Here is a 20050-nt window from a genome sequence, read left to right as displayed (position 1 = left end):
ATTTCTGTTTACTCAACCAGTTGTTTTTCCGGTTCAACTTTGGTCATTTTAGATAGCATTATCGCCTTCATTTGATTTAGCTTATCAATTTCCAAATTATCGTAGTATATCAGTTCATAGGTAGCCGATAAGTGTGACTTTATTATGTGCAAACACTCAGCATCTTCTTTCGGGAGGGCAACTACTATTTCTAATAAGTCTTCTGGTTTGATTGAAGGATATGTTGAAACACTCATTTCCGCCTTGGATTGTAAGGTGTTAATCACTTCCTCCTCGATTAATATTTGATAAAGAATTTCTGAACAATATATATTTGCCTTATTATTAAGGACTGCAAACCCTGTTGAAACAACCATGTTTTCAGGTGGGTATTTTATTAAACCAAAGTGTTTCAAATTTGGACGTACTGTTGAATACAAAATATCATTATGTGTTACCAATCTTTTTGCACGACTTGGGATGGTATCTGAACCAACTTTTAATAGTTTTATTTCGTCAAATTTGTTATTTGTAATATTACTTGTGTCCAAATACAGTAATTCATCAAAATCATAATCCGTACTGTAATTCGACACATTGCAGTCAAGATAGCTTTCTAATTTAGAAACTCTCCATTCCTCCGGCACTTCCTTCCCCAACTCTTCATTCCACACCATTTTACCACCGGAAGATTTATAAGGTTTGCCCTCCAACTCTAGTTGACCCATTCCAGCAGCCTGTTCCTTGGAGATGGGAAACTCGAATTCCACAAACCACCGTCGATAAATGGTCTGAGCCGTTTCTTCCAGTTTTTGGTTAAGCTGTTCGTTGAGTCTGATTCGGTTCACCACCGTGTTGTACTCGGCAACCATTTCGCGCTGCTTTTCAATTGAGGGGACGGGGAGTTCAACATCGCACAGGTCTTCCCAATCAAATGTTTCTCTGGCTGAACCGTGTGAATGATACCTAGCATATCGGTCAAACTCTGGTCTTCTAAACCACATCATTAGATATTCCGGATCTAGCCTATTCTCATCTTTGACTTCAAATACTGTGTAGGCCTGGGAAATGATGGCTTTCTCATGATCTGCATATAAAGCAATAGATATTTTATCGCCATTTCTTGATGTCACCGGTCCATATGCAAACTGATTCTTCTCAATAATTCTGTACGTATTCATATTGGTTCCAACTGTATTTGCAATAGATGGCATCAATACTTTTTGAATACTCACACCAAGCAGTTTCTCAACTTTCAAATCCGTGTTGCGGACATTAACAGGTCGAATAAATGCTCCCAGCTTTTTATAATTCGATCGCATAGCCCAACTCTTTAAATACTTTCAACAATTCCTTTTTGGATTGTTCTTCTTGTTTCAGTAACTCGGAGAACTCTCCTTGAAGCGCTGCCATTTTTTTATCAAAGTCCAGGTACTCGTCCCGGTTTACAAATTCAATGTATTTGCTTGGCACCAGGGAATAATCTTTGGTCCTTAGTTCCTCTAATGTGGCTGAATAACAGTATTCCGGTTGGTCTTCATATCCGCTCTCCTCCTGTTGCCAACTGTGGTAGGTTGTGGCTATGCTTTTGATCTGGGCTTCACTAAAAGCCGTAAATTTTTTCTCAAAGGGCACGCCGATTTCCCTCAAATCGAGGAACAATATTTCATACTGTCGGTCTCTATATTTTCTGGTTGTGTCCGGCAGTTTCAGTGTGCGCTGCTTTTTGTTCTTGTTTAGGATCCAAATTGTTACACTTATATCAGTGGTATAAAACATGCTTCTAGGTAAGATTACAATCGCCTCCACCAGATCGTTTTCAATCAGTTTTTTCCGAATTTTGTATTCTTCGCCACTACCTGATAATGCGCCATTGGCCAGGATAAACCCGGCGACACCATTTTCAGAAAGTTTTGACACCATGTTGAGTATCCAGGCGTAGTTGGCGTTGCTCTTGGGTGGTACTTCATAGCCATTCCAGCGGGGATCATCCGTCAGCTCATCTGCTGCCCGCCAGTCCTTCTGGTTAAAAGGGGGATTGGCCATAATAAAATCGGCTTTTAAATCTGGATGTTGGTCCCGGGAAAAGGTATTAGCCGGGATATCACCGAGATTGGCGGAAATTCCTCGTATGGCCAGGTTCATTTTGGCCAGCTTGTAGGTGGTAGCCGTATATTCCTGGCCGTAAATGGAAACTTCTTTTTTGTTGCCGTGGTGGCTTTCAATGAATTTGATCGATTGCACAAACATACCACCGGAACCACAGGCCGGATCATAGATCACCCCTTTGTAGGGTTCGATCATTTCGGCAATCAGGTTAACAATGCTTTTGGGGGTGTAGAATTCACCTTTGCCTTTGCCCTCCGCCAGGGCAAACTTGCTGAGGAAGTATTCATACACTCTACCGACAATATCGGTTTGTTTATCTTTGATGGTATCGATATTGTTAATGGTATCGAGTAGGGCGGCCAGTTTACTGGAATCGAGATTAAGCCGGGAAAAGTAATTATCCGGCAGAGCACCTTTCAATGCAGGATTGTTTTTCTCCACCGTATGCAGCGCCGTGTCAATTTTCAGGGCTATATCGCTTTGTTTGGCATTTTCTATAATGAACGACCAACGGGATTCTTCTGGCAGAAAGAAAACGTTCTTCATATTGTAGAACTCTTTCATTTCCAGGTACTTTTCTTTCCCTTCATCAATGAGCTCTTTTCTGCGTTCTTCAAACTTGTCGCTGGCAAACTTTAGGAAGATCAGCCCGAGGACTACATGTTTATATTCCGAGGATTCTACAGAACCCCTCAGTTTATTCGCTGATTCCCATAGGGTTTCTTCAATTGATTTCGACTTTTTATTGTTTGCGTTTTTAGACATTTATTTTCGGTCCTATTAATTCAATTCTAAACTACCAACATTTTAGTAAAGTATGGGCAAAAAAAAGCTTTTTTGCTAGCGAAGTGTCAGCTGATGGCTGTGAACAAGAAAAATTATACAAAATACTGGTTGGTCAATTGCATAAATCATTTTTAACCCGCAATTAAAATCACCATCCCAAGTCGCTATTCTCTTTTTTGTCCTGAAAATTCTTTTTTGCTAAGTAAGAGATTATGATTGACGAAGCGCCGACTGCCAATTCAGCTTCATCATAATCGGGCGGGTTTTCTTCCTCAATGTGTCTACCCACGTTTGAAGTATATCCCCATAATTTGGCGATAACGGTATCAATTGGTTTCGGTACAATATCGGGATAATCGTTAATTAATTTCCCTAACGTTGATTTTGTATCTCCAGTAACCTCTCGAATGACACATTCCAAGGCGGCCAGAGAATGTTGGATTGAGCCTGTTATGTCTGGGTTAGGTTTTTTTGAAAGGTCGTTTATTGCTTCCTTAATTTCATATTTGGAAGTTTCTTTATTTGCATTTTCTAGCGCTTTTACTGCATTCTCTCGAAGGGCCTCAAAATCGTCATCGCCTCTATACTCTATTTTACCATCTCTCAATTGCCATCCAATACCGTTAGTTCTAAAGAATTGATTTATCTCTTCTGCGAACTGTTCATCAGACTTTTGTGATGGATGTTTTAACAGTTTCCCAATGCATTCATATAGCTCTTCAATTAAATCATAGACGTAAAACCATTCGCATTGGCCCAATAAGTCATGGACTTCACCATCAATATTTGGAAATTCGGTCCAATTATTCCGGTTAGGAGACTTTCGGAGCAACCTGCATACAATTTTTCTTAGTCCCGCTGGACCAAAGTTAAAGTCATACGCTGTCTGAATGATAAACTCTTGTAGTTCGGGCGGTGCTTCTTCCCTTGTCGTGATTGGAACTTCTTTTGGTGAGTAGTTATTTCTTGAGGAAAATCTCATTATTAGCTGTTCTATTAAAACGAGGCGTTACAACTTTGTTTCTCAATGTTCCAGACGCAATGTTGTTTGAGGAATATGTTCAGTAATTCATTGATATTGGAACACAAATTAAGGATTTCGGGCAAGGAGTCAAGGGATTGCCCCTTATTTCTATTCAGAACGAGGAGAAGGGTTTGATTTGTTTTTTACTTTTTTGCCTTGAGTGCCAAAAGTATATGCGGGGGTCGCTGGTGCGGGATTCTGGTTCGGTCAAGATCGTGCGCTGAAAATAGCGCAGCGGTTTAAGGTGGGCTGAAATTTTGGCCACCTAGTTGGAGGCAATCCAGCGCACAAAAATAGTCTCGTTAAATTATTCCGGCAAGACCAGTGAAAAAGTCCAAGAAGAAGCAAGCCACCAGCTGTCCCATTTTGATTACCTGATTTTTGAACCGGAATCCGTGTAGAATATTGGGAGGTTTAAGATTGAAGTGATGAAATCCGCATGTATACTTGAAAAATAAACAATGGCCTCCACTACCTGCGACCTTCCCTAGGGTATGAACCATTAATTTTCTACTCCTCCGAAAGTGGATATGAGCCCCATTGAAATTTTTAGTTTCTGTGAGCGGGGTTCCTGATTTTGAGAATGAAATTACCCTGGGGGGCATTTCCCCTAGCAAAATGAAGGCGGGGCTGTTATATAGTACATCCGGCTTTTAGCAATAAATTTTAAAATATAGCCGGTTGAAAAAGGAAAAATTTAATCTCCTTCCTCTGTAGACTTTTGGGAATGGCTAAGCCGCTGACTTAAGCTATCAACCTTTCCCGGAGGCATCTACCAATCCATCTTCTGATTACTCATAGCTCATTTATTCGTTCATTTAATTGATCCAGTACTTTATCTCTTTGCAGATTCTTTTCTGCCAGTTCTTTACAGAATCACTGTATTGCGTAAACAATAACCCACACTCTAAGTCAGTCAATTGGTTTTGACCCTTGATATCAACAAACTTTCCGGTGACGTAAGGCGCATCACCGGGATACAAAAGGGCAACTTTGTTCGCGTCAAAGTAATGATGATAGGCATACATTTGCCTTATGTCTTCCATAGATGGCTTGTCGGCTACCAACTTCCATTTCGTATCCAGCACGTAGTTTCCGTCTTTAGTTGAAACGATAATATCGGGTCTTATGCTTCTTCTTTGTCCTCCTTCCGGTTTCCAGAAATACCTCGAATGCTGACCTCTAACGTTAAATTGCTTGTTTTTCCTCAAACTTACTAATACAAACTGCTCCCAAAGTGAATTCATATCAAACATCAAGGCCAGTACATCATCTCTTCCCTTGCTCAAATCAGGGTGATAGTGGAGTAAAATTAAGCGGGCAATTTCAATGGCTTTCATATAGCCCATTGATTTGCGGTTAAAAACCAGTTTATCAAAAATCGATTCGGTTATTTTCTGATGGGGCATTTCCGGAAAATTCAGCAATAAGGCATTGATTCTGCCGGCTAATGCCGAGTTGGTATTGATCCTATTGAGTACCTGTATGGTTTGATAGAGAATAACATGGAGGACATGTTCAGTATCATAGGTGCTGTGCTTTGTAAAAAATCGCTCCTTGTGTACCAGGTTTTTACTTACTTGCTGGCTGAATTGCAAGCTTCCTTTGAGGGCATTTAAATTACCCTCGGTCTTGCGGTATTTTTTGACCAGACCCCGATGCAATAGGTATTCGACTTCTAACACCAATAGTTCAAAGTACAAATCCAGTACGGAATTGTTTTTGATTTTCAAATGCGATGAACTAGAGGCTTTTACATCAAAACCATGTACGGCCCGTAGCATATCAATCATGACCTGATTCCATTTTTTCTTTTCCGACTCATCCTCTTTCAGTCTCTTGTCCGCTTTGGGCAGCACACTGATAAGGGTATTACCTACCTGAATGGCTCCTACGTATTCATTGAATTGTATTCCGTTTCGAATCAAGCTATAATAGGCAACGCCCTTCCCGAAAAAGCGCACAAAAGCTTCTAGTTTGGTTTCATCAAAAATCACCCCGTCCTCAAACCGCTGATTGAGTACGATGGTCTGGTGTTCAAAAACACGGATATGTTCTCTCTTAGCTTTCAATTTCTTGTTCCACCTGCTGGTTCATCAATAAGCGAATGGCCTTTTCAAAGGTCATTCCAGGTTGAATGTACCTGCTGACCGGTTGATTGGGCCTGTAATCTATGATCTGGTAAATGTCTTTCTCAGCGAAATCCTCATTTTCATATCCAGTGGCGAATTCTGCCTGATCACTTTCATTCTCTGCGTAGACAAATCCACTGCCCAATATTGCACCGATTTTGGCATAATCACCAAAGAAATATTCCTGCAGCAGGGGAATAATGTTGCGGTAGAATGAGTCTAATAGCTTGGCTTCAGGTTGCTGTTTTTCTTGTTCATTAAGTAAGAAATACGAGTGCCCGAGCAGATGGTCCCTATCCAAAAGCTTTTCAATACGCTTGTTGATCTTCATTAAAATTTCAGAGCCCTTAACTCCGGCAAATCCATAATCAAGGCCGGTTAAATCGTATCGGGGAGGCATTTCTGTAAAGCTAAATCTTCGCCTTAGCGCAGTATCCAATGCCTCTACGCTTCGATCAGCCGTGTTCATCGTGCCGATGATGTAGAGATTGGGAGGTACACCAAATTTCTCTTTGCTGTACGGCAAGCTTACTTCCAACGCTTCATTTTTGCCGAGACGTTTGTCTTCTTCAATCAGGGTGATCAACTCCCCGAAAATTTGAGATACATTTCCCCGATTGATTTCGTCAATGATAAGGACGTAGTTTTTCCCTTTAGCAGTATAGAAGTCTTCTTTGATCATCTTTTTAACCACTTCAACTTTGTCGTTGTAGGTGTACGTTTTCTCTTCAACTTTGCCATTCGCCCTCTTGGTCATCTGTTTTATGGCATTCAAAACAGACCAATAGGCGGATGAATTACTGCCGCCAATTACCTCTCTAAATTCATCGTTGATATTACTAACGCTATCTAAACTATCAATGGCGGCTTGTAGCTTGGTCAACCTCCCTTTGGAAACTGTGTAGGTTCTGGTGCCATTGTGATGTTTGATGATAATATTGCCTTGCTGAGAGATGCTATCAATCAATACAGTACCCCCCGATTTAGTTTTCAATTCTACTTCTTCCTCATTGATTAGCCTTTCTTGCACTTCCTCGATGAACATATCATGGAGGTTTGAAAAATCCAACACTTCAGCTGTTCCTTTTGACTTTCTGAACTTGGCAATGTCAAAGGATGCTTCAATACTTAATTTTTTGAATAAACCCGGCTCGATTTTGTAAATAACTTCCTCACCATCCTTTTCAGGCTCAAGACCAGGCTTAATTCCTTCAATAAATTCCTCATAACTCATGCTTTGGTGAAAAGTAGTAAAGACAATTTGTCCCTCCTTTATCTTCTTGTCAAATTCTTCCTTGATTTCGGCACGAATCAATCCGGAAATATCTATACCGATTATTTGGAGTGCCTCATTGACGGTATGGTAGGTTTTGCCAGTACCCGGAGGGCCAAAAAGAATTTGATTGAGAGGGAAGCGTAAAAGTTCCTCACTTTGTACATGAACTTCTTCATCAGAAACTTTTTCTTGATCAGTTGAAGAATCCTTATCCATGCGGTTCTTTAATTTTTCCTGCATTTGATCAAATTCTTCATCTGTAAACTGGTGTGCTACAAATTGAGGGTGCTTAGTTTTGATCTTATCTATTTCTTGATTTACCAGGGGAATGATGACTTCACCGTCTTTAAAAACATCTTCCATCATATCCCCTAATGAAGTATAGGAGGCCTGTCTACCCTTCGTTTTATAGTTGAGTATTTTTTGACTAGGCTTGCTTTTTTTAGCTAAACCGATCTTTTCTTCAAGGATCGGTTCCAGTTTTTTTATCAATTCCAAAGCCCATTTATTCTGATCATTATCTGGATTTTTGGTTTGGTTACATTCAAAATAATATCCCAGTTTTGAATCAGGCGTGTACCAAAAAAAAATATTAATCAAGTCGCCCGCAGAACCAGGAAATCCTACGTTGATTTTCCAAAAGGTGGTTCCAAAATATTTGCCTTTCTCGGTTCCTATGAAGTAATCTTTTTCAGCCCCATTTGAAGCTTTTTGTCTTACTGAAAAATTGTATCGATTATCTGACTTTCTTTTCTCCATCAAAGAATCATAGACAGCCTTTTCGTACTCCTGATAACTCAGCATAATTACTTGGTCTTGGATTTATATTTCATTTCAAGCTCACCCATCATCATTCCCTCTTCATCTCCTTCCTCAAAATCAGTTGGGTCCTATTCTTCCACATCTATCATCCCCGTCATCAGCGGCGTAGAAAATGTCCCGAGGTTTTTTGAGGGGTGATTTCTAGTTGAAAAGTTTTCATTTTAATTCATCAGCTTCATCAAAGATTTTTCCAGTTGTTTCATTAGTTCGTTTTTAATGCATTTGTTGTTGCTAGTAAGTGTACTGTCTGGTACTACCAACACTAGAATGCTGATTTATCCAGTTGTTTTTCTGGCTTACCAGGAAGTCACCCTATCAGATTTATTCGTGGGCTTCTTGGCTTCGACAATGACGCCAACTGGATCAGGTTGGTCTTGAAACCTTCAATTTCAGTCCTGTTCGGTTTTACTTTTAAAAAGGCTTTGTTTAATGCCTTCCTGGGTTTCAAGCTGTTTACTTTCATTTACGCTAACTATTACCTTCTTTTTGGTCAATTTACTGAATTTTGTTCAGTATGGGGCCTAGGTTTGAATGAAATTTTGTCCTCTGATTTTTAGATGTAGGATTTGATGAAGAAACGAATGGTTTTGGATGAGCGATGATATTTTTATCTTGAAGAACAGTGGTCAAGTATGAGCGTAGTGCGGAATTCGGAGCGATTCACTGTCTACTCATCGCAAGTCTCTTAGTCGCAAAAGGCTCATTTTTAGCCGTTCATCGCGCATTATATTTATACAATGTGCTTCGTCTTTCTTACTCCAAAAATGATTGTTCCACTTTAGCAAATTTGTCTGATATGTCATTTTTTGCTGCAATCATCCCAGTAGCATTATAAAGTTCCTCCAGGGCTTTTTGTGGGTAATGCTTGCTACTGTTATTTTTAATACACTCTCGGAGTATGCTAATTGCCTTAGTAGTGTCTTTTTTTACATAATATTCATACTCACCTTCCATTACTGAGGCTATTTCTTTCGACTTTGAGTCATAGCTTTTCTCAATACTTTTAAACAATTGATCAATTACCAATTTATCATCCTTTGACAGATATGGTTTTCGAATAAGACAAATAAAATAAGCTTGTATATGAAAGGCGTTTAGTTTTTGTTGTTCATAGTTTTCCTTTGCTAGTGCAATCGCTTTTTTATAATCTTTATTAAGTAATAAAATGTTTACTAATTCTCTTTTTGCTTTTTGAGAGTTTGGGTTTTTTTCAAGGGATCTTTGTAGGAAAGTCATCGCTGCTTCTAATTTCCCCTTAAACCGGAGATAAAACCCATAAAGGAAATCATAATCGGCTCCATCCAAATAATCAACTTCTACTTCGAATCTTGAAGACTTATTTCTAGCTAGAGTCAGGCAAAGCCAGTATCTAAATTCCCTTTCCAAGCTGGTATCAAGTCTGCCCGGGTTTTCAAGTACCTTATCAATAAGGGAAATCACATTTCTGTACTTTCCTTGATAGTATAGTTCAACTATTGTTTTAAGTACGAAAGAAGGTATGTAGTATTTCTCTGGAAGCTTGTGACCAGCAAGTATTGCACCTTTTATATTGAAAAGTAGTTCTGAAATGTCTTTGAAATCTGAGTGTTCACTTTCCTCAGCAATGAAATTTTTAATGCTTTGACGTAATTTTTGAGCATGTGAGGCACTTATTTTTTGTTTTGATCGTCTCAAATAGTCCCTAATAGAATAATGTACTTTTATGTATTCCTTGTTAGCACCAACAAGATCGAATATCCCAATTATAAAGAAATAACTTAGTAGCTCTTCAATTTCATTAGAATTCCCAGTTATGGAGTAAACAAAGTCGTAACTAACAAATTCGAAACTAGCTAACAAAGCCAGTAGTGAACTAGCATGTTGGCCTTTTGATTTTACGAGCTCAATTAAATAGTAAACTTGTGTTTCACCAAAATCTATTAGTTCGCTAATGTTTTTAATAGCTTCTTTAACACCGTATTCACTAATATATTCGACAGAATATTGTACTTGAGAGGGAGTGCCATTCATAACTGTGAGAATGGATTTAGCATCAATATTGCTCAAATCCAGCCTTAACATTTCACAATACTTAACGAACAGCTTTTCCGTATCCTTTTCGGAAAGAGTCGTAACATGAAAGTGAATAATATCATTTCTTGAACGTAACAAGCCATTCGAAGGTCTAAACCTAGAAATGATATTTAAAGTAAAAATTTCTTTGTGTTTTTGATTTTTTATTAATTTCAAGTACCATTCAGCAACCTCACTAGTCGGTCGCACAATACAACCAGCATCAATAACGAAAATAATTTCGTTCGAATCCTGAACCTTGTCTAGTAGCTCTTTAGCCTGTTGAATTTTCTCAGTCAATGATAATTTTTGAAGCTCTGATAGAAATTCGCTGGATGTTTCATCATCAAAATCTTGAAGTTTAATAATGAAATCTTCTATACTATCCTTTGTATCTAGGCTTAAAAATATTGGATTATAAAATTCCTTAATCTTATTTGTTCTCTTCAAAGCATTTTTTAAAAAGGTCCGTCGTCCAATTCCTTCTAGTCCAGAAACAATAATTGAGCTTGGTTTTTCTTCTTTTAAGGAATAGATCTTTGATTCGAAGTCTTCAAAAAGAATATTTCTTCCAACGAACAAGCTCTCTTTTGCTTTGAAATGAGGGTTTTGTTCGAAGCTTATTTCCCTTAATCGTTGATTAATTTTTTTTGTGATGATGAAGTGATCTTGATAAGGTTTGAGAAGATATGATTTAAGCCATTCTGGGATTCTTGAATCTTTGACTACATCAATTGATTTGTCAATAAGGATGGGAAGCATCCTTTTGTTATTCTCTTCTTCTAAGTTTCTTTGGGCTTGAGTTATTTCTTTTTGGACCCACTCTGAGGTCAGAGAGTCATCGGAAATAAAAATTACAAATAACTCTGTGTTCTCCATGCCCGCTAAGATCTCATCTAGAATTGGCATACCCGACTCAAATTCATATTCATCGAAAACACAATTGGCCTTACCAAGATTAGCTGCTATTTTTCTGATAAGTTCTTTTTGTTTACTGCTATGTGAAAGGAAAGCTCTATTCATAGATTCTGTTTGATGAAGCACAACATGTATATATACCTGACAACATCAGGAAATTTTGACCAACATCGGTTGGTCATCCCTCATAATTTATCTTTCCACCACGGTTTAATATTACTAATTTTTTCTTTAAAGATAATAGAAAGGAGACATTTTATGTTGCAAAGACTTCGTTCTGCCACAGATACAATTCTCAGTCGTCATGCGGCGCTGGTACCCAAACAATTCCTGAATGTACCGTATATCGTACCGTTCTCAAATAAATGGGTCGCATACTTGACTGAACGGTTAGCAAGCATTAGATAAAATTGATTTGACTTTATCAAGTTCCGTTTAACTTTCGGGAGTGAGTATAAAAAAAGTCCTGCCAGTGGATCCTGACAGGACTAATTCCCCTAAAAGAATCTTGGTGTTTTTGCACGTTTTTTGCACCACTTTCTTGTAACTACCTGATAATCAGGACTATCGTGGGCCCACCTGGGCTCGAACCAGGGACTTTCTGATTATGAGTCAGATACTCTAACCAACTGAGTTATAGGCCCATTCTATTTTATTTTCTATCCCCGAAGCAAACTACTAACCAAGCCTTTAAAGCTTAAAATACCGCTTTTTTTGATCATTTTACCTTGCTTTTGGGACTGCAATGTTACATATTTGATTTTAATTTCACAACATATATCTTCATGAAAAACCATCCGGAAATCCAATTTTTAATCTTTGATCTGGGAAATGTCATCTATGATATTGACTACCAAAGGACTTTTGATAAGTTGTATGCCAAACTGCCCAACGAAAAGCATGCCATGGTAAAGGATTTCATGGTTTCTCCCATCCACTATGACCTGGAAACCGGCAAAATAGATGAAGCGGCCTTTAGAAATGGGGTAAGGGAATATTTCTCCGCCGATTGGGAAGATGCCTGGATCGATGAGGTGTGGAACAGCCTGCTGGTGGCGATCCCCCAGGAAAGGCTGGACCTGCTGCTGAAACTCAAGCAAAAGTACCCCCTGCTTATGCTCAGTAATACCAATGCCATCCATTTTAAGGTAGTCGAACAGGCCTTTGTAAACCAACTGCCGGAAAATACCTGGCCCCATTTGTTTGAGCACTTGTTTTTAAGTCACGAAATGGGGCTAAGAAAACCCGGCGAGGCCATCTACCAATCGGTACTTCAAACACTAGGGGCCAAACCCGAACAATGCCTGTTTTTTGATGACCTCAAAGAAAACCTTTTGGGTGCCGAAAAGGTTGGCCTTAAAACCTTTCATATCGATCACCCTAAAGCACTTATCAATTTTTTTCAGGATGTACAGTAACAGGGACTACCTAAAGCACGGACTACTCTTATTTTTGACCCTTATTGCCACCACACTTGCGGGCGGGGAATGGTTGTACGGCAGAAGCGTGCTTTCTGATGAAAAACCGCTCACCTGGGAGTATTTTCTCCTATCCATGCAATTTTCCATTCCCTTCCTGGGGATTTTATTTGTACACGAAATGGGTCATTTGTTTACCTCCATTTACCATAAAGTCCGCTCCTCCCTACCCTTCTTTATCCCGGCCTGGCTGGGCTTTATCGGAGCGCCTTCCATCGGTACCTTTGGAGCGGTGATACAGATGAAAAGCCAGGTGGGCTCCCGTAAAAAATTCTTTGATATCGGGGTGGCCGGTCCCTTGGCAGGCTTCGTAGTGGCATTAGCGGTTCTTGTCTATGGCTTTACCACCCTTCCCGAGGCATCCTATATTTATGAAATTCACCCGGAATACGCGGACCCTAGCTATGATAAAGATGCAGATGAAGACGTGATGGATATTCAGTTGGGCTACAACCTGCTTTTCTGGATCATGCAGGAAACACTGGCCGACCCGGAACGAATGCCGGAAATGGCAGAGGTCATTCATTACCCCTACCTGTTTGCCGGCTACCTTGCCCTGTTCTTTACGGCCTTAAACCTGCTTCCCATCGGGCAACTGGACGGTGGACACGTCGTATTTGGGATCTTGCCAAAGCACCATAAAGAACTGTCGCTACTGGCCTATACCTTGTTTTTGTTTTTTGCCGGCTTGGGGGTTATCAGCCCCTACGAGGACCTGAATTACCTGATTTTTGCCCTTCCCCTCTACATTGGATTTCTTTATATATGCTTTCGAAAAGCAGGAATTTCGAATACCAACCAATGGATTATCGCCTTGGGCATGGCCGCAATTCAATACACCCTGGTCAGTTTTTATCCAGGTATTCAGGGCTATTCGGGATGGTTGTTATTTGCCTTTCTAATTGGCAGGGTATTGGGTATTAATCATCCCGAAGTACCGGATGGCCGACCGTTGGACCAGAACAGAAAAATCCTGGGATGGATTGCCATTCTGATCTTTATCCTCTGCTTTATCCCCAGACCTTTCATGATCGAGTAATGCTTATATATTTGAAATTCTTGAAAAAACCCCTCTTTCCCTCCGCCGCGGCGGAGGGATTTCGTTTACGGTCGGATTTCTAGGTACGTAAATTCCAGATAGCTGCCGTACATTGTGAGCAGTACGGACCTTTTCCGATTCAGCAATATTAAATAATGAGGCCATCGAAAAAATCCCCCTATCCCCCTTTGAGAAAGGGGGATTTCGTTTACGGTTGGATTTCTAGGTACGATTCTGACGTTGGGATTTGTTTCTGGACCTTATTTGCAGCGTAGCAGCATAGTCTTTACCAGGAATGCGAGCTCAGGAAAGTTCAGTCCTCTTCCTCCAATTCCCGGTATGCCAGAATCCCTCCCAACACATTCCTGACCTTCGGAAAGCCTTTGCTTTCCAGAAATTGCTTGGCATTGCCACTTCTTGCCCCAGAACGGCAGTGGATGATGATTTCCTCTTCTTTATGGGCTTCCAATTCAGCTAATTTATTTGGCAACTGGGCCAGGGGTATGAGCCAGGCTCCCAGGTTATCATCTTCGAATTCATATTCTTCGCGAACATCGATGAAAACAAACTTTTCGTTTTTATCCAATCGTGCTTTTAGTTCGTCTACTTCTATATCTTCCATGGCTTATTTGACTATTATTCTTTTGGTGAAGGAATGGTCACCCTGTATAAATTTAATTAAATACATTCCTTTTTGAACGCCCGTAAAATTAAGAATTTCCCCATTTTTATCCCCTTCCTGGGGTACTTTTATCTCCCGTCCCTGAAAATCAAAAACGGCTACTCCGGTAACCTGCCCGCTGATCCGCAATCGGTCTACTACCGGATTGGGATAGAGGTGGATTTCCGGGTCCGTTTCTTCGGAAATTTCCTGCACGGGCACCTGACTTAGATGCGGGCGAATCATCAGGTTTCCGGAGACCTCCTCATTTTGCTGCCAGGATCCGAGCACGTTGAAATGCACCTTTTCACCGGTATCACCACTCTTATCCAGGCCTACGTGAAGGTAATCATTGGAATATTGGGCAAACCCTACGTAAAAGGTATCCTGCACCAAAATATTGGTATCAATAGGGAAATAGGCAAAGGAAGCCAACCCGTCATCTTCCGGAATGAGCACCTCTTCCCGCAACAGCGGCTCGTTCTCCAAGGAATCCCAGACCATCAATTCAATGGCATTGCCCCTTTGGGCCAGATTGGTGAAATTAATGCTGATGCCGCTCAGGTAGCCCGGGTTCAAAGTGGTGTACTCCAGCGCCAGCATACCTCCTCTTTGGTTGATACCGGCGGCATAGTCTGCGTGGCCGTTATCATAGGCATAATAATCCTGGAAGGGAATAATGGTGCTGCTGGTATCGTTTACCCTAAAATCCACCGCTTCGTTAAAAACCGTATCCTGTCCCTCAATAGAGGCCACCAAAAAATCATCTCCCGCCATCAACTGCACGGCAATCTCAAGATCAAACGCATTGTCTGCCATCAACTCCAGGTCTTCCGGCAAGGTGCTGAAAAAATCTCTTCGCTCTCCTGCTTGAGCTACCGGGTTGACCGGGGTATTTTGGTCCGGCCTTGCGATTAAATTCCCGGTAGCCAGATCCCGCAGCTCCACCGTGTACTCCATGGCCCGAAACCGGTTGGCCAGGTTATTAAATTGATTTTGGATGGTGCCCGAAACCATTTCCGGATCAAATTCAAAATAGGGAATGGCATAATAGGGCGCAAACGGACTGCCGGGAAGTCGGGTAAGACTGCGGTCATTGGTAAACAAATCCTGTTCATTCCGCCCGGTATTCAACAGGATGTAATCCAGGATCCAGGTGTCAAATGGCCCCGATAACCTGCCCGACTGCGTAAACTTAAATTGGAAGTTTGCATGCTGAAATGCCGCTGGTACCGGCAAAATAGCTTGCTGAAAACCATCTGTGGAAAGCTCCTCTCCTCCATCCTGTGTCCAGGCAGGAATCCAATTGCCCTCGCCATCTAAAAAGGAAAGTACAAGGGCATCCTGGGAATCGGGCATTTCCCCTTTTCCCCCAGCCTGCCAGAAAAAACTAATGAATAGGCTATTTTGATCCTCCCCATTCAGTCCGGAAAGGTCTATGGGTAGGGATTGCAATTCGTCTCCCTCTCCGTTTTCCAACCGGCTTCGGGAATACGGATTACCGCCAGCATCCATGCCGTCTAGAAAAACCATTCCCAGGGACGGTGGATTATTCCCAATGGTGTAGGAATGAAGGGTGCCTTTAGACAGCCACTTGTCTGCTGAAATTTCACCGGAGGAGAAATCATCCCAAAACGGCAGGCTTGCCATCTCCTGTTGCACCCTTAGCTGTGAAGAAGCCGGTTTCGTTTCAGGTTGGCTGAGGGAAAGGGGTAACTGGTGGAATTGAGCCTGCGTTTCATTCTGAAAGGCAAAGCAAATCAGCAGGAAACAAAAAAAACCAACTATTCCTCTTTCGGCCATTAAAAATTTATTTCATCGGATAATTTGGATACCCACACGTCAACCCGCTCGCCGGTTTTCATATCCAGACCGGGAGGTGGCAATTGTTTTATGACCGTTCCTTTAGGCACGGTGTCGGTTTCCACGAAATTAATGTTGCCCATACTCAGTCCGGATCCGAGAATCAGAAATTCGGCCTCTACGTCATCCATTCCGATAATATTGGGCATTTCCAGAATTTGGTTGCCCAATCCATCTCCTACGACCAAATCTATCTGCGACCCTTTGGGAATCTCAAAACCTTCCTTGATTTCCCTTCCCCGGTATTTTTGCTCCAATACCGCATTCAGACCAATATCCGGAACATACACAATATCACCCCTTACCAATCCAAAATTAGCCAGGATTTCCTGTGCATTTTTGAGTGGTGTGTTTACCAGGTTTGGCATCCGTACCATGGGAGCATTTTTGGCATTCAGCGTTACGTAAATCTTTCGATTCTGCTTGACCTTCGAACCGGGTTTGGGGTTTTGTTTCAAAACCTCCAACGGATCGGCCTCCGCTACAAAACCACTATCGGGTGTGATTTCCAGTAACAAGCCCCTGGTCTCCAGGTAAGACTGAACCTCTTCAAAATCAAACCCCTCCAGATCGGGCACCGTCACCGACTCCCCATGATGGGTGTACCCTGGTAAATAAATTTTAAAAAAGACAAACAAAAGCGCAAAGGCAATCCCCATGATTGCCAGCAGGTGGATGCCTACTTTTTTTAATCCTGTTTTTAATTCACTCATAGTTGGTTGAACCTAATGCCGCTGTACTTCAGGAATAGCCTCTTGGAGCCTCCCTACCTACCGGCAAATTACGGTTATATTTTTAGAAGATGCCGAATGAAACCGGTTATTTTTCTGATAAAACGCCGTCGTAGCCCCTTTTGGTATTAGCGAAGGATCAATCTTTTGGTCTCTGACCACTGCTCTCCCGAAATTTTCACCACAAAGACCCCCGAACTCAGCAGTGCTTTGCTAAAGGAATATGTCTGGTTGAGGGTATTTGGAAAATCCTTCTCATAAGCCACCTGTCCCGTCGTACTGTATATTTCTATCCGGATATCTTCGTATGCTTCCAGATTAAATACCAGGTTAAACAAATCATCAGCTGGATTGGGATAAAGAAGCACCTCACCGGCACCAGGGTCCACCGGTTCCGGATTATCGGATAAAAACAATTCGATATCATCCAGGTACACCACCGCCTCCGCTTGGCTGACCTCCTCTACTTTGAAATAGAGCCGGACACTGTCTCGTCCTGCATAGGAGGACAGGTTGATATACGCTGCTTCAAACTGCTCTTTCGAATCGGGAAAGGCACCCGCAAGGCCGGACAGGGTTTCCAGTTCCGCTCCCGATACCTCCCATAACCTGTTTCCGCTATACCCTCCATTGGTACTCACCCAAACAGAGAAGGATGCCATGGATTCCGGGTCAAACCCCACACCTGCCCAATCGAAAAACACGCTCGCCCGGGAGGTTCCCTCCAGCGAGAACTCAGGTGAAGCCAACCAGTAGGAATTGTCGGATTCCATTCGGCTTAGCAGCAACAGGTTACTCTCCCCATCGCTTTCCGGATACGAATCCCAGGCAGGGCTATTTGATTCCGGATTTATACTGATCCAATCGTCAAACTGAGCTTCCCTGTCGAAATTGGCCCTCCAAGGGCTGGGAATACGGGTATCATCTGCGAAGAGGTAATAGCTGATTTCGCCCGTCGGCGGTTGATTCTGATCGAAATTAGGATCGCGCAATTGGTAATCCAACCGGTTTAAGCCCTGACGTAGGGGGTTTTCGTTTCCAATGGCAGTCGTAGTCGTGTTTCCCGCTGCCAAGTTCTCCTCCACTACCAGGGTGTCCCGGAAAGTGAGATTCGTAGTTCGCAGGATTCGAAATTGCTGGATATCCAGGTTCCCTTGATTCCGTATTTGTAGGCGTTCCCTTCCGGGAGCCTGGCTGACTATTGGAAGTGGGTTTTCAATGCTCGTCAATTCAAAATCATAGGAAAAAACTTCCTCTGACTGTACTTCTATATCTTTTATATAAAGGTTATTACCAAATCCATTTATGGAGACAAAGGCGATCCGTACATCTGGATTCCCTGCATAGGGAGATAAATTAATGACCTCCGTACGAAACTGATTGGAAGCATTGGGTATAAACTCGCTTAGCGTTACCGGTTGCGTGGCCAGACTTTCCTCTGTTTTGTTATAGGGAGCAGTCAACAAATCAAAGGAATTACCGCAATCCGTTGAAATGGCCACCAACAGGTTTTCCTGCAATACGGGATTATTATAGGGAGCGTAAGCCATATTAAAGGAAAGCTGCGGCCGGGGTATATCTGTCAGGTCAAACCTGGGACTTATCAAATAATCCAGCTCCCCGCTGCCATTGTAATTGAAACTGTTGACATAAAACAGATCTTGCTGAACCCCATCCACCGATCTGCTTATGGCTTGCCAGGTGACGGCATTATCCGGGTTTACGATATCCCATCCGTTAGCGGCGTTGTGGCCGGGATAATTGTAGGGCAACCTTTCTTCCCGGACAAAGCTCGCGATGGTCTGAAGGGTATTATTAAATGGATTGCCATCCGTATTCCCATTTACCTCCAGAACGGACAGCTCCAGGCTGTTTTCCAGGCCAGGAAACATCACGGGATCAAAGGTCAGGTCGGTATGCTCGTCGGTGGCCAGGTTCACTTCAAAGGACTGACTCGTTTGTACTTCTCCATTCAGCGACAATTCCAGTAAGACTTCGGATATGGTCGTCATTCCCGTATTCCGCACTCTTACCCGGGTAGGCACTACTTCTGAACAGTTAAAACCGACCGGGGAACGAATGGATTCCAGGGCCAAGTCCAGCTCGGGCATCTCCGGTTCCTGCAGCGCCCTGCTGCTAAGTAAGGAATTTCTCCGTGGACTAAAGGCCAGGACCACATCCATCCGTTCTACCTGTCCCTGGGTAAACAAACTCATGCACCGGTCGGGGGTGTAATCCATAAAGTTTTCGATCATATCCCGGGAACCACAGGTCTGCCGGGGTGTACTGGAGCAAACCGGATTAAAACCATCCTGAAGGGGTGTGTCTTCCACAAAATCATCCGCTTCACAGCCCCCGTCTCCCCAAATATGCCTTAATCCAAGAAAATGGCCCAATTCATGCGTAGCCGTTCTTCCGCGGGAGTTATCAACCACATTCCCCACGCTGCCAAAATGGTAGGTATCTACTCCGATGCCATCCAAATCTCTGAAGGTTGGAGGGTTGGTCAAGCCCTCAAGCTCGTCCGAAACGGGGAAACTGGCGTATCCTAATTGCGCATCAATCAAGGGAAGCACCCAGATATTGAGGTATTCCTCCGGAGACCAGGAAACCATATCGGCCACCAGGGCGGCATCTCTTGAACTATACTCGTTTTTTGGACCCTGAACCCGGTTAATACCGTTGGTCGGAAGCCCGTCAGGGCGCTGTTTGGCCAATACAAACTCCAGGTTGGGACTGGAGGCTACACCTATGAATTCGGTGGGGGTATTCGAAAAATCGGCGTTGCGTTGCTGAAAATCTTCATTAATGATACGTAGCTGATCCAGTATCTGCTCCTCGGAGATATTGGAGCCCTGACCTATGGGTTCTCCCTGGTGGATGACATGAATAACCACCGGGATCTGCCTGATTTCATCGAGCATCAGCCGGCTGCCGGCACGGAGTTCCCTGCGTTCCTTCGATTTGTCTTCCATCCATCCTTCAAAGTATTCCCGGGAACCAAAATACCCTAATTTATCGGCTTGCTTATTTTCTAAAAAAACCGCTCCACAGCGGGCTGGATCCATCGGCGGGCTCAGCGGATCCAATACTTGCCCGGAAAGGAAAAGGGAAAAACCCAGAAAAAAGAATAGCACTGATACAGCAATGCGCATCAGTGCTTGATGTTTTGTTACCATA

General features: G+C 42.4%; 12 protein-coding genes, 1 tRNA gene and 1 pseudogene. 2 read left to right on the top strand and 12 right to left on the bottom strand.

All coding sequences use genetic code 11. The features are described 5' to 3' along the window. Positions 1-8 precede the first annotated feature (8 nt). From GJS45_RS03895 to GJS45_RS03865, 8 genes and pseudogenes are all read right to left on the bottom strand, one after another. Positions 9-1301: a restriction endonuclease subunit S gene (locus GJS45_RS03895; protein WP_162340154.1), complete on the bottom strand. Its 1293-nt coding sequence runs from the start codon at positions 1299-1301 to the stop codon at positions 9-11. Further along, positions 1285-2853 (bottom strand): type I restriction-modification system subunit M, encoded by a 1569-nt coding sequence (locus GJS45_RS03890; RefSeq protein WP_162340153.1) that lies wholly within the window; start codon positions 2851-2853, stop codon positions 1285-1287. The genes GJS45_RS03895 and GJS45_RS03890 overlap by 17 nt, the downstream gene beginning before the upstream one ends. Before the next feature lie 169 nt (positions 2854-3022). Beyond that, the gene (locus tag GJS45_RS03885) at positions 3023-3856 is read right to left on the bottom strand and encodes an AbiJ-NTD4 domain-containing protein (RefSeq protein WP_162340152.1); all 834 of its coding nucleotides are present in this window, start codon (positions 3854-3856) and stop codon (positions 3023-3025) included. Between the two features lie 860 nt (positions 3857-4716). Next, positions 4717-5970 (bottom strand): McrC family protein, encoded by a 1254-nt coding sequence (locus GJS45_RS03880; RefSeq protein WP_162340151.1) that lies wholly within the window; start codon positions 5968-5970, stop codon positions 4717-4719. Continuing rightward, on the bottom strand, positions 5960-7798 hold the full coding sequence (locus GJS45_RS03875; RefSeq protein ID WP_202928027.1) for an McrB family protein: 1839 nt from the start codon (positions 7796-7798) through the stop codon (positions 5960-5962). Before GJS45_RS03875 ends, GJS45_RS03880 begins: the two co-directional genes overlap by 11 nt. Positions 7799-8483: 685 nt before the next feature. Then, positions 8484-8591 (bottom strand): annotated as a pseudogene (locus GJS45_RS24160) (DUF7149 domain-containing protein); the annotation flags it as partial. A 290-nt stretch (positions 8592-8881) separates the two neighbouring features. Next, on the bottom strand, positions 8882-11203 hold the full coding sequence (locus tag GJS45_RS03870) for a toll/interleukin-1 receptor domain-containing protein (protein WP_162340150.1): 2322 nt from the start codon (positions 11201-11203) through the stop codon (positions 8882-8884). A 465-nt stretch (positions 11204-11668) separates the two neighbouring features. Continuing rightward, a tRNA-Ile gene (locus GJS45_RS03865) sits at positions 11669-11742 on the bottom strand. A 141-nt stretch (positions 11743-11883) separates the two neighbouring features. Between GJS45_RS03865 and GJS45_RS03860 the strand changes: the two genes are divergently transcribed. Both GJS45_RS03860 and GJS45_RS03855 read left to right on the top strand, forming a co-directional pair. Beyond that, positions 11884-12516 carry an HAD family hydrolase gene (locus tag GJS45_RS03860; protein WP_162340149.1) on the top strand — a complete coding sequence of 211 codons (633 nt, stop codon included), beginning with the start codon at positions 11884-11886 and terminating at the stop codon, positions 12514-12516. Further along, on the top strand, positions 12506-13615 hold the full coding sequence (locus GJS45_RS03855) for a site-2 protease family protein (RefSeq protein ID WP_162340148.1): 1110 nt from the start codon (positions 12506-12508) through the stop codon (positions 13613-13615). Before GJS45_RS03860 ends, GJS45_RS03855 begins: the two co-directional genes overlap by 11 nt. A 313-nt stretch (positions 13616-13928) precedes the next feature. Here the strand turns inward: GJS45_RS03855 and GJS45_RS03850 are convergent, their stop codons facing one another. The 4 genes from GJS45_RS03850 to GJS45_RS03835 form a co-directional block, all read right to left on the bottom strand. Then, a complete protein-coding gene (locus tag GJS45_RS03850) occupies positions 13929-14237 on the bottom strand; it encodes a rhodanese-like domain-containing protein (RefSeq protein WP_162340147.1) in 309 nt (102 codons plus the stop codon). A 3-nt stretch (positions 14238-14240) separates the two neighbouring features. Then, positions 14241-16079 carry a T9SS type A sorting domain-containing protein gene (locus tag GJS45_RS03845; RefSeq protein WP_162340146.1) on the bottom strand — a complete coding sequence of 613 codons (1839 nt, stop codon included), beginning with the start codon at positions 16077-16079 and terminating at the stop codon, positions 14241-14243. After that, a complete protein-coding gene (locus GJS45_RS03840) occupies positions 16079-16852 on the bottom strand; it encodes a PASTA domain-containing protein (RefSeq protein WP_162340145.1) in 774 nt (257 codons plus the stop codon). The genes GJS45_RS03845 and GJS45_RS03840 overlap by 1 nt, the downstream gene beginning before the upstream one ends. 146 nt (positions 16853-16998) lie before the next feature. Continuing rightward, positions 16999-20049 carry a M43 family zinc metalloprotease gene (locus GJS45_RS03835; protein ID WP_162340144.1) on the bottom strand — a complete coding sequence of 1017 codons (3051 nt, stop codon included), beginning with the start codon at positions 20047-20049 and terminating at the stop codon, positions 16999-17001. Between the last annotated feature and the right edge of the window lies 1 nt (position 20050).

The sequence above is a fragment of the Cyclobacterium salsum genome, from assembly GCF_010119245.1.
Lineage (GTDB): Bacteria > Bacteroidota > Bacteroidia > Cytophagales > Cyclobacteriaceae > Cyclobacterium > Cyclobacterium salsum.
Note: the sequence above shows the minus strand (reverse complement) of the source record. Positions and strands in the feature narration are given on the sequence as shown.

What these genes read in the sequence shown, in the direction of transcription:
- GJS45_RS03895 (WP_162340154.1), bottom strand. Translation starts at nt 1,301, where the DNA reads ATGCGATCGAATTATAAAAAGCTGGGAGCATTTATTCGACCTGTTAAT.
- GJS45_RS03890 (WP_162340153.1), bottom strand. Translation starts at nt 2,853, where the DNA reads ATGTCTAAAAACGCAAACAATAAAAAGTCGAAATCAATTGAAGAAACC.
- GJS45_RS03885 (WP_162340152.1), bottom strand. Translation starts at nt 3,856, where the DNA reads ATGAGATTTTCCTCAAGAAATAACTACTCACCAAAAGAAGTTCCAATC.
- GJS45_RS03870 (WP_162340150.1), bottom strand. Translation starts at nt 11,203, where the DNA reads ATGAATAGAGCTTTCCTTTCACATAGCAGTAAACAAAAAGAACTTATC.
- GJS45_RS03860 (WP_162340149.1), top strand. Translation starts at nt 11,884, where the DNA reads ATGAAAAACCATCCGGAAATCCAATTTTTAATCTTTGATCTGGGAAAT.
- GJS45_RS03855 (WP_162340148.1), top strand. Translation starts at nt 12,506, where the DNA reads ATGTACAGTAACAGGGACTACCTAAAGCACGGACTACTCTTATTTTTG.
- GJS45_RS03850 (WP_162340147.1), bottom strand. Translation starts at nt 14,237, where the DNA reads ATGGAAGATATAGAAGTAGACGAACTAAAAGCACGATTGGATAAAAAC.
- GJS45_RS03845 (WP_162340146.1), bottom strand. Translation starts at nt 16,079, where the DNA reads ATGGCCGAAAGAGGAATAGTTGGTTTTTTTTGTTTCCTGCTGATTTGC.
- GJS45_RS03840 (WP_162340145.1), bottom strand. Translation starts at nt 16,852, where the DNA reads ATGAGTGAATTAAAAACAGGATTAAAAAAAGTAGGCATCCACCTGCTG.
- GJS45_RS03835 (WP_162340144.1), bottom strand. Translation starts at nt 20,049, where the DNA reads ATGGTAACAAAACATCAAGCACTGATGCGCATTGCTGTATCAGTGCTA.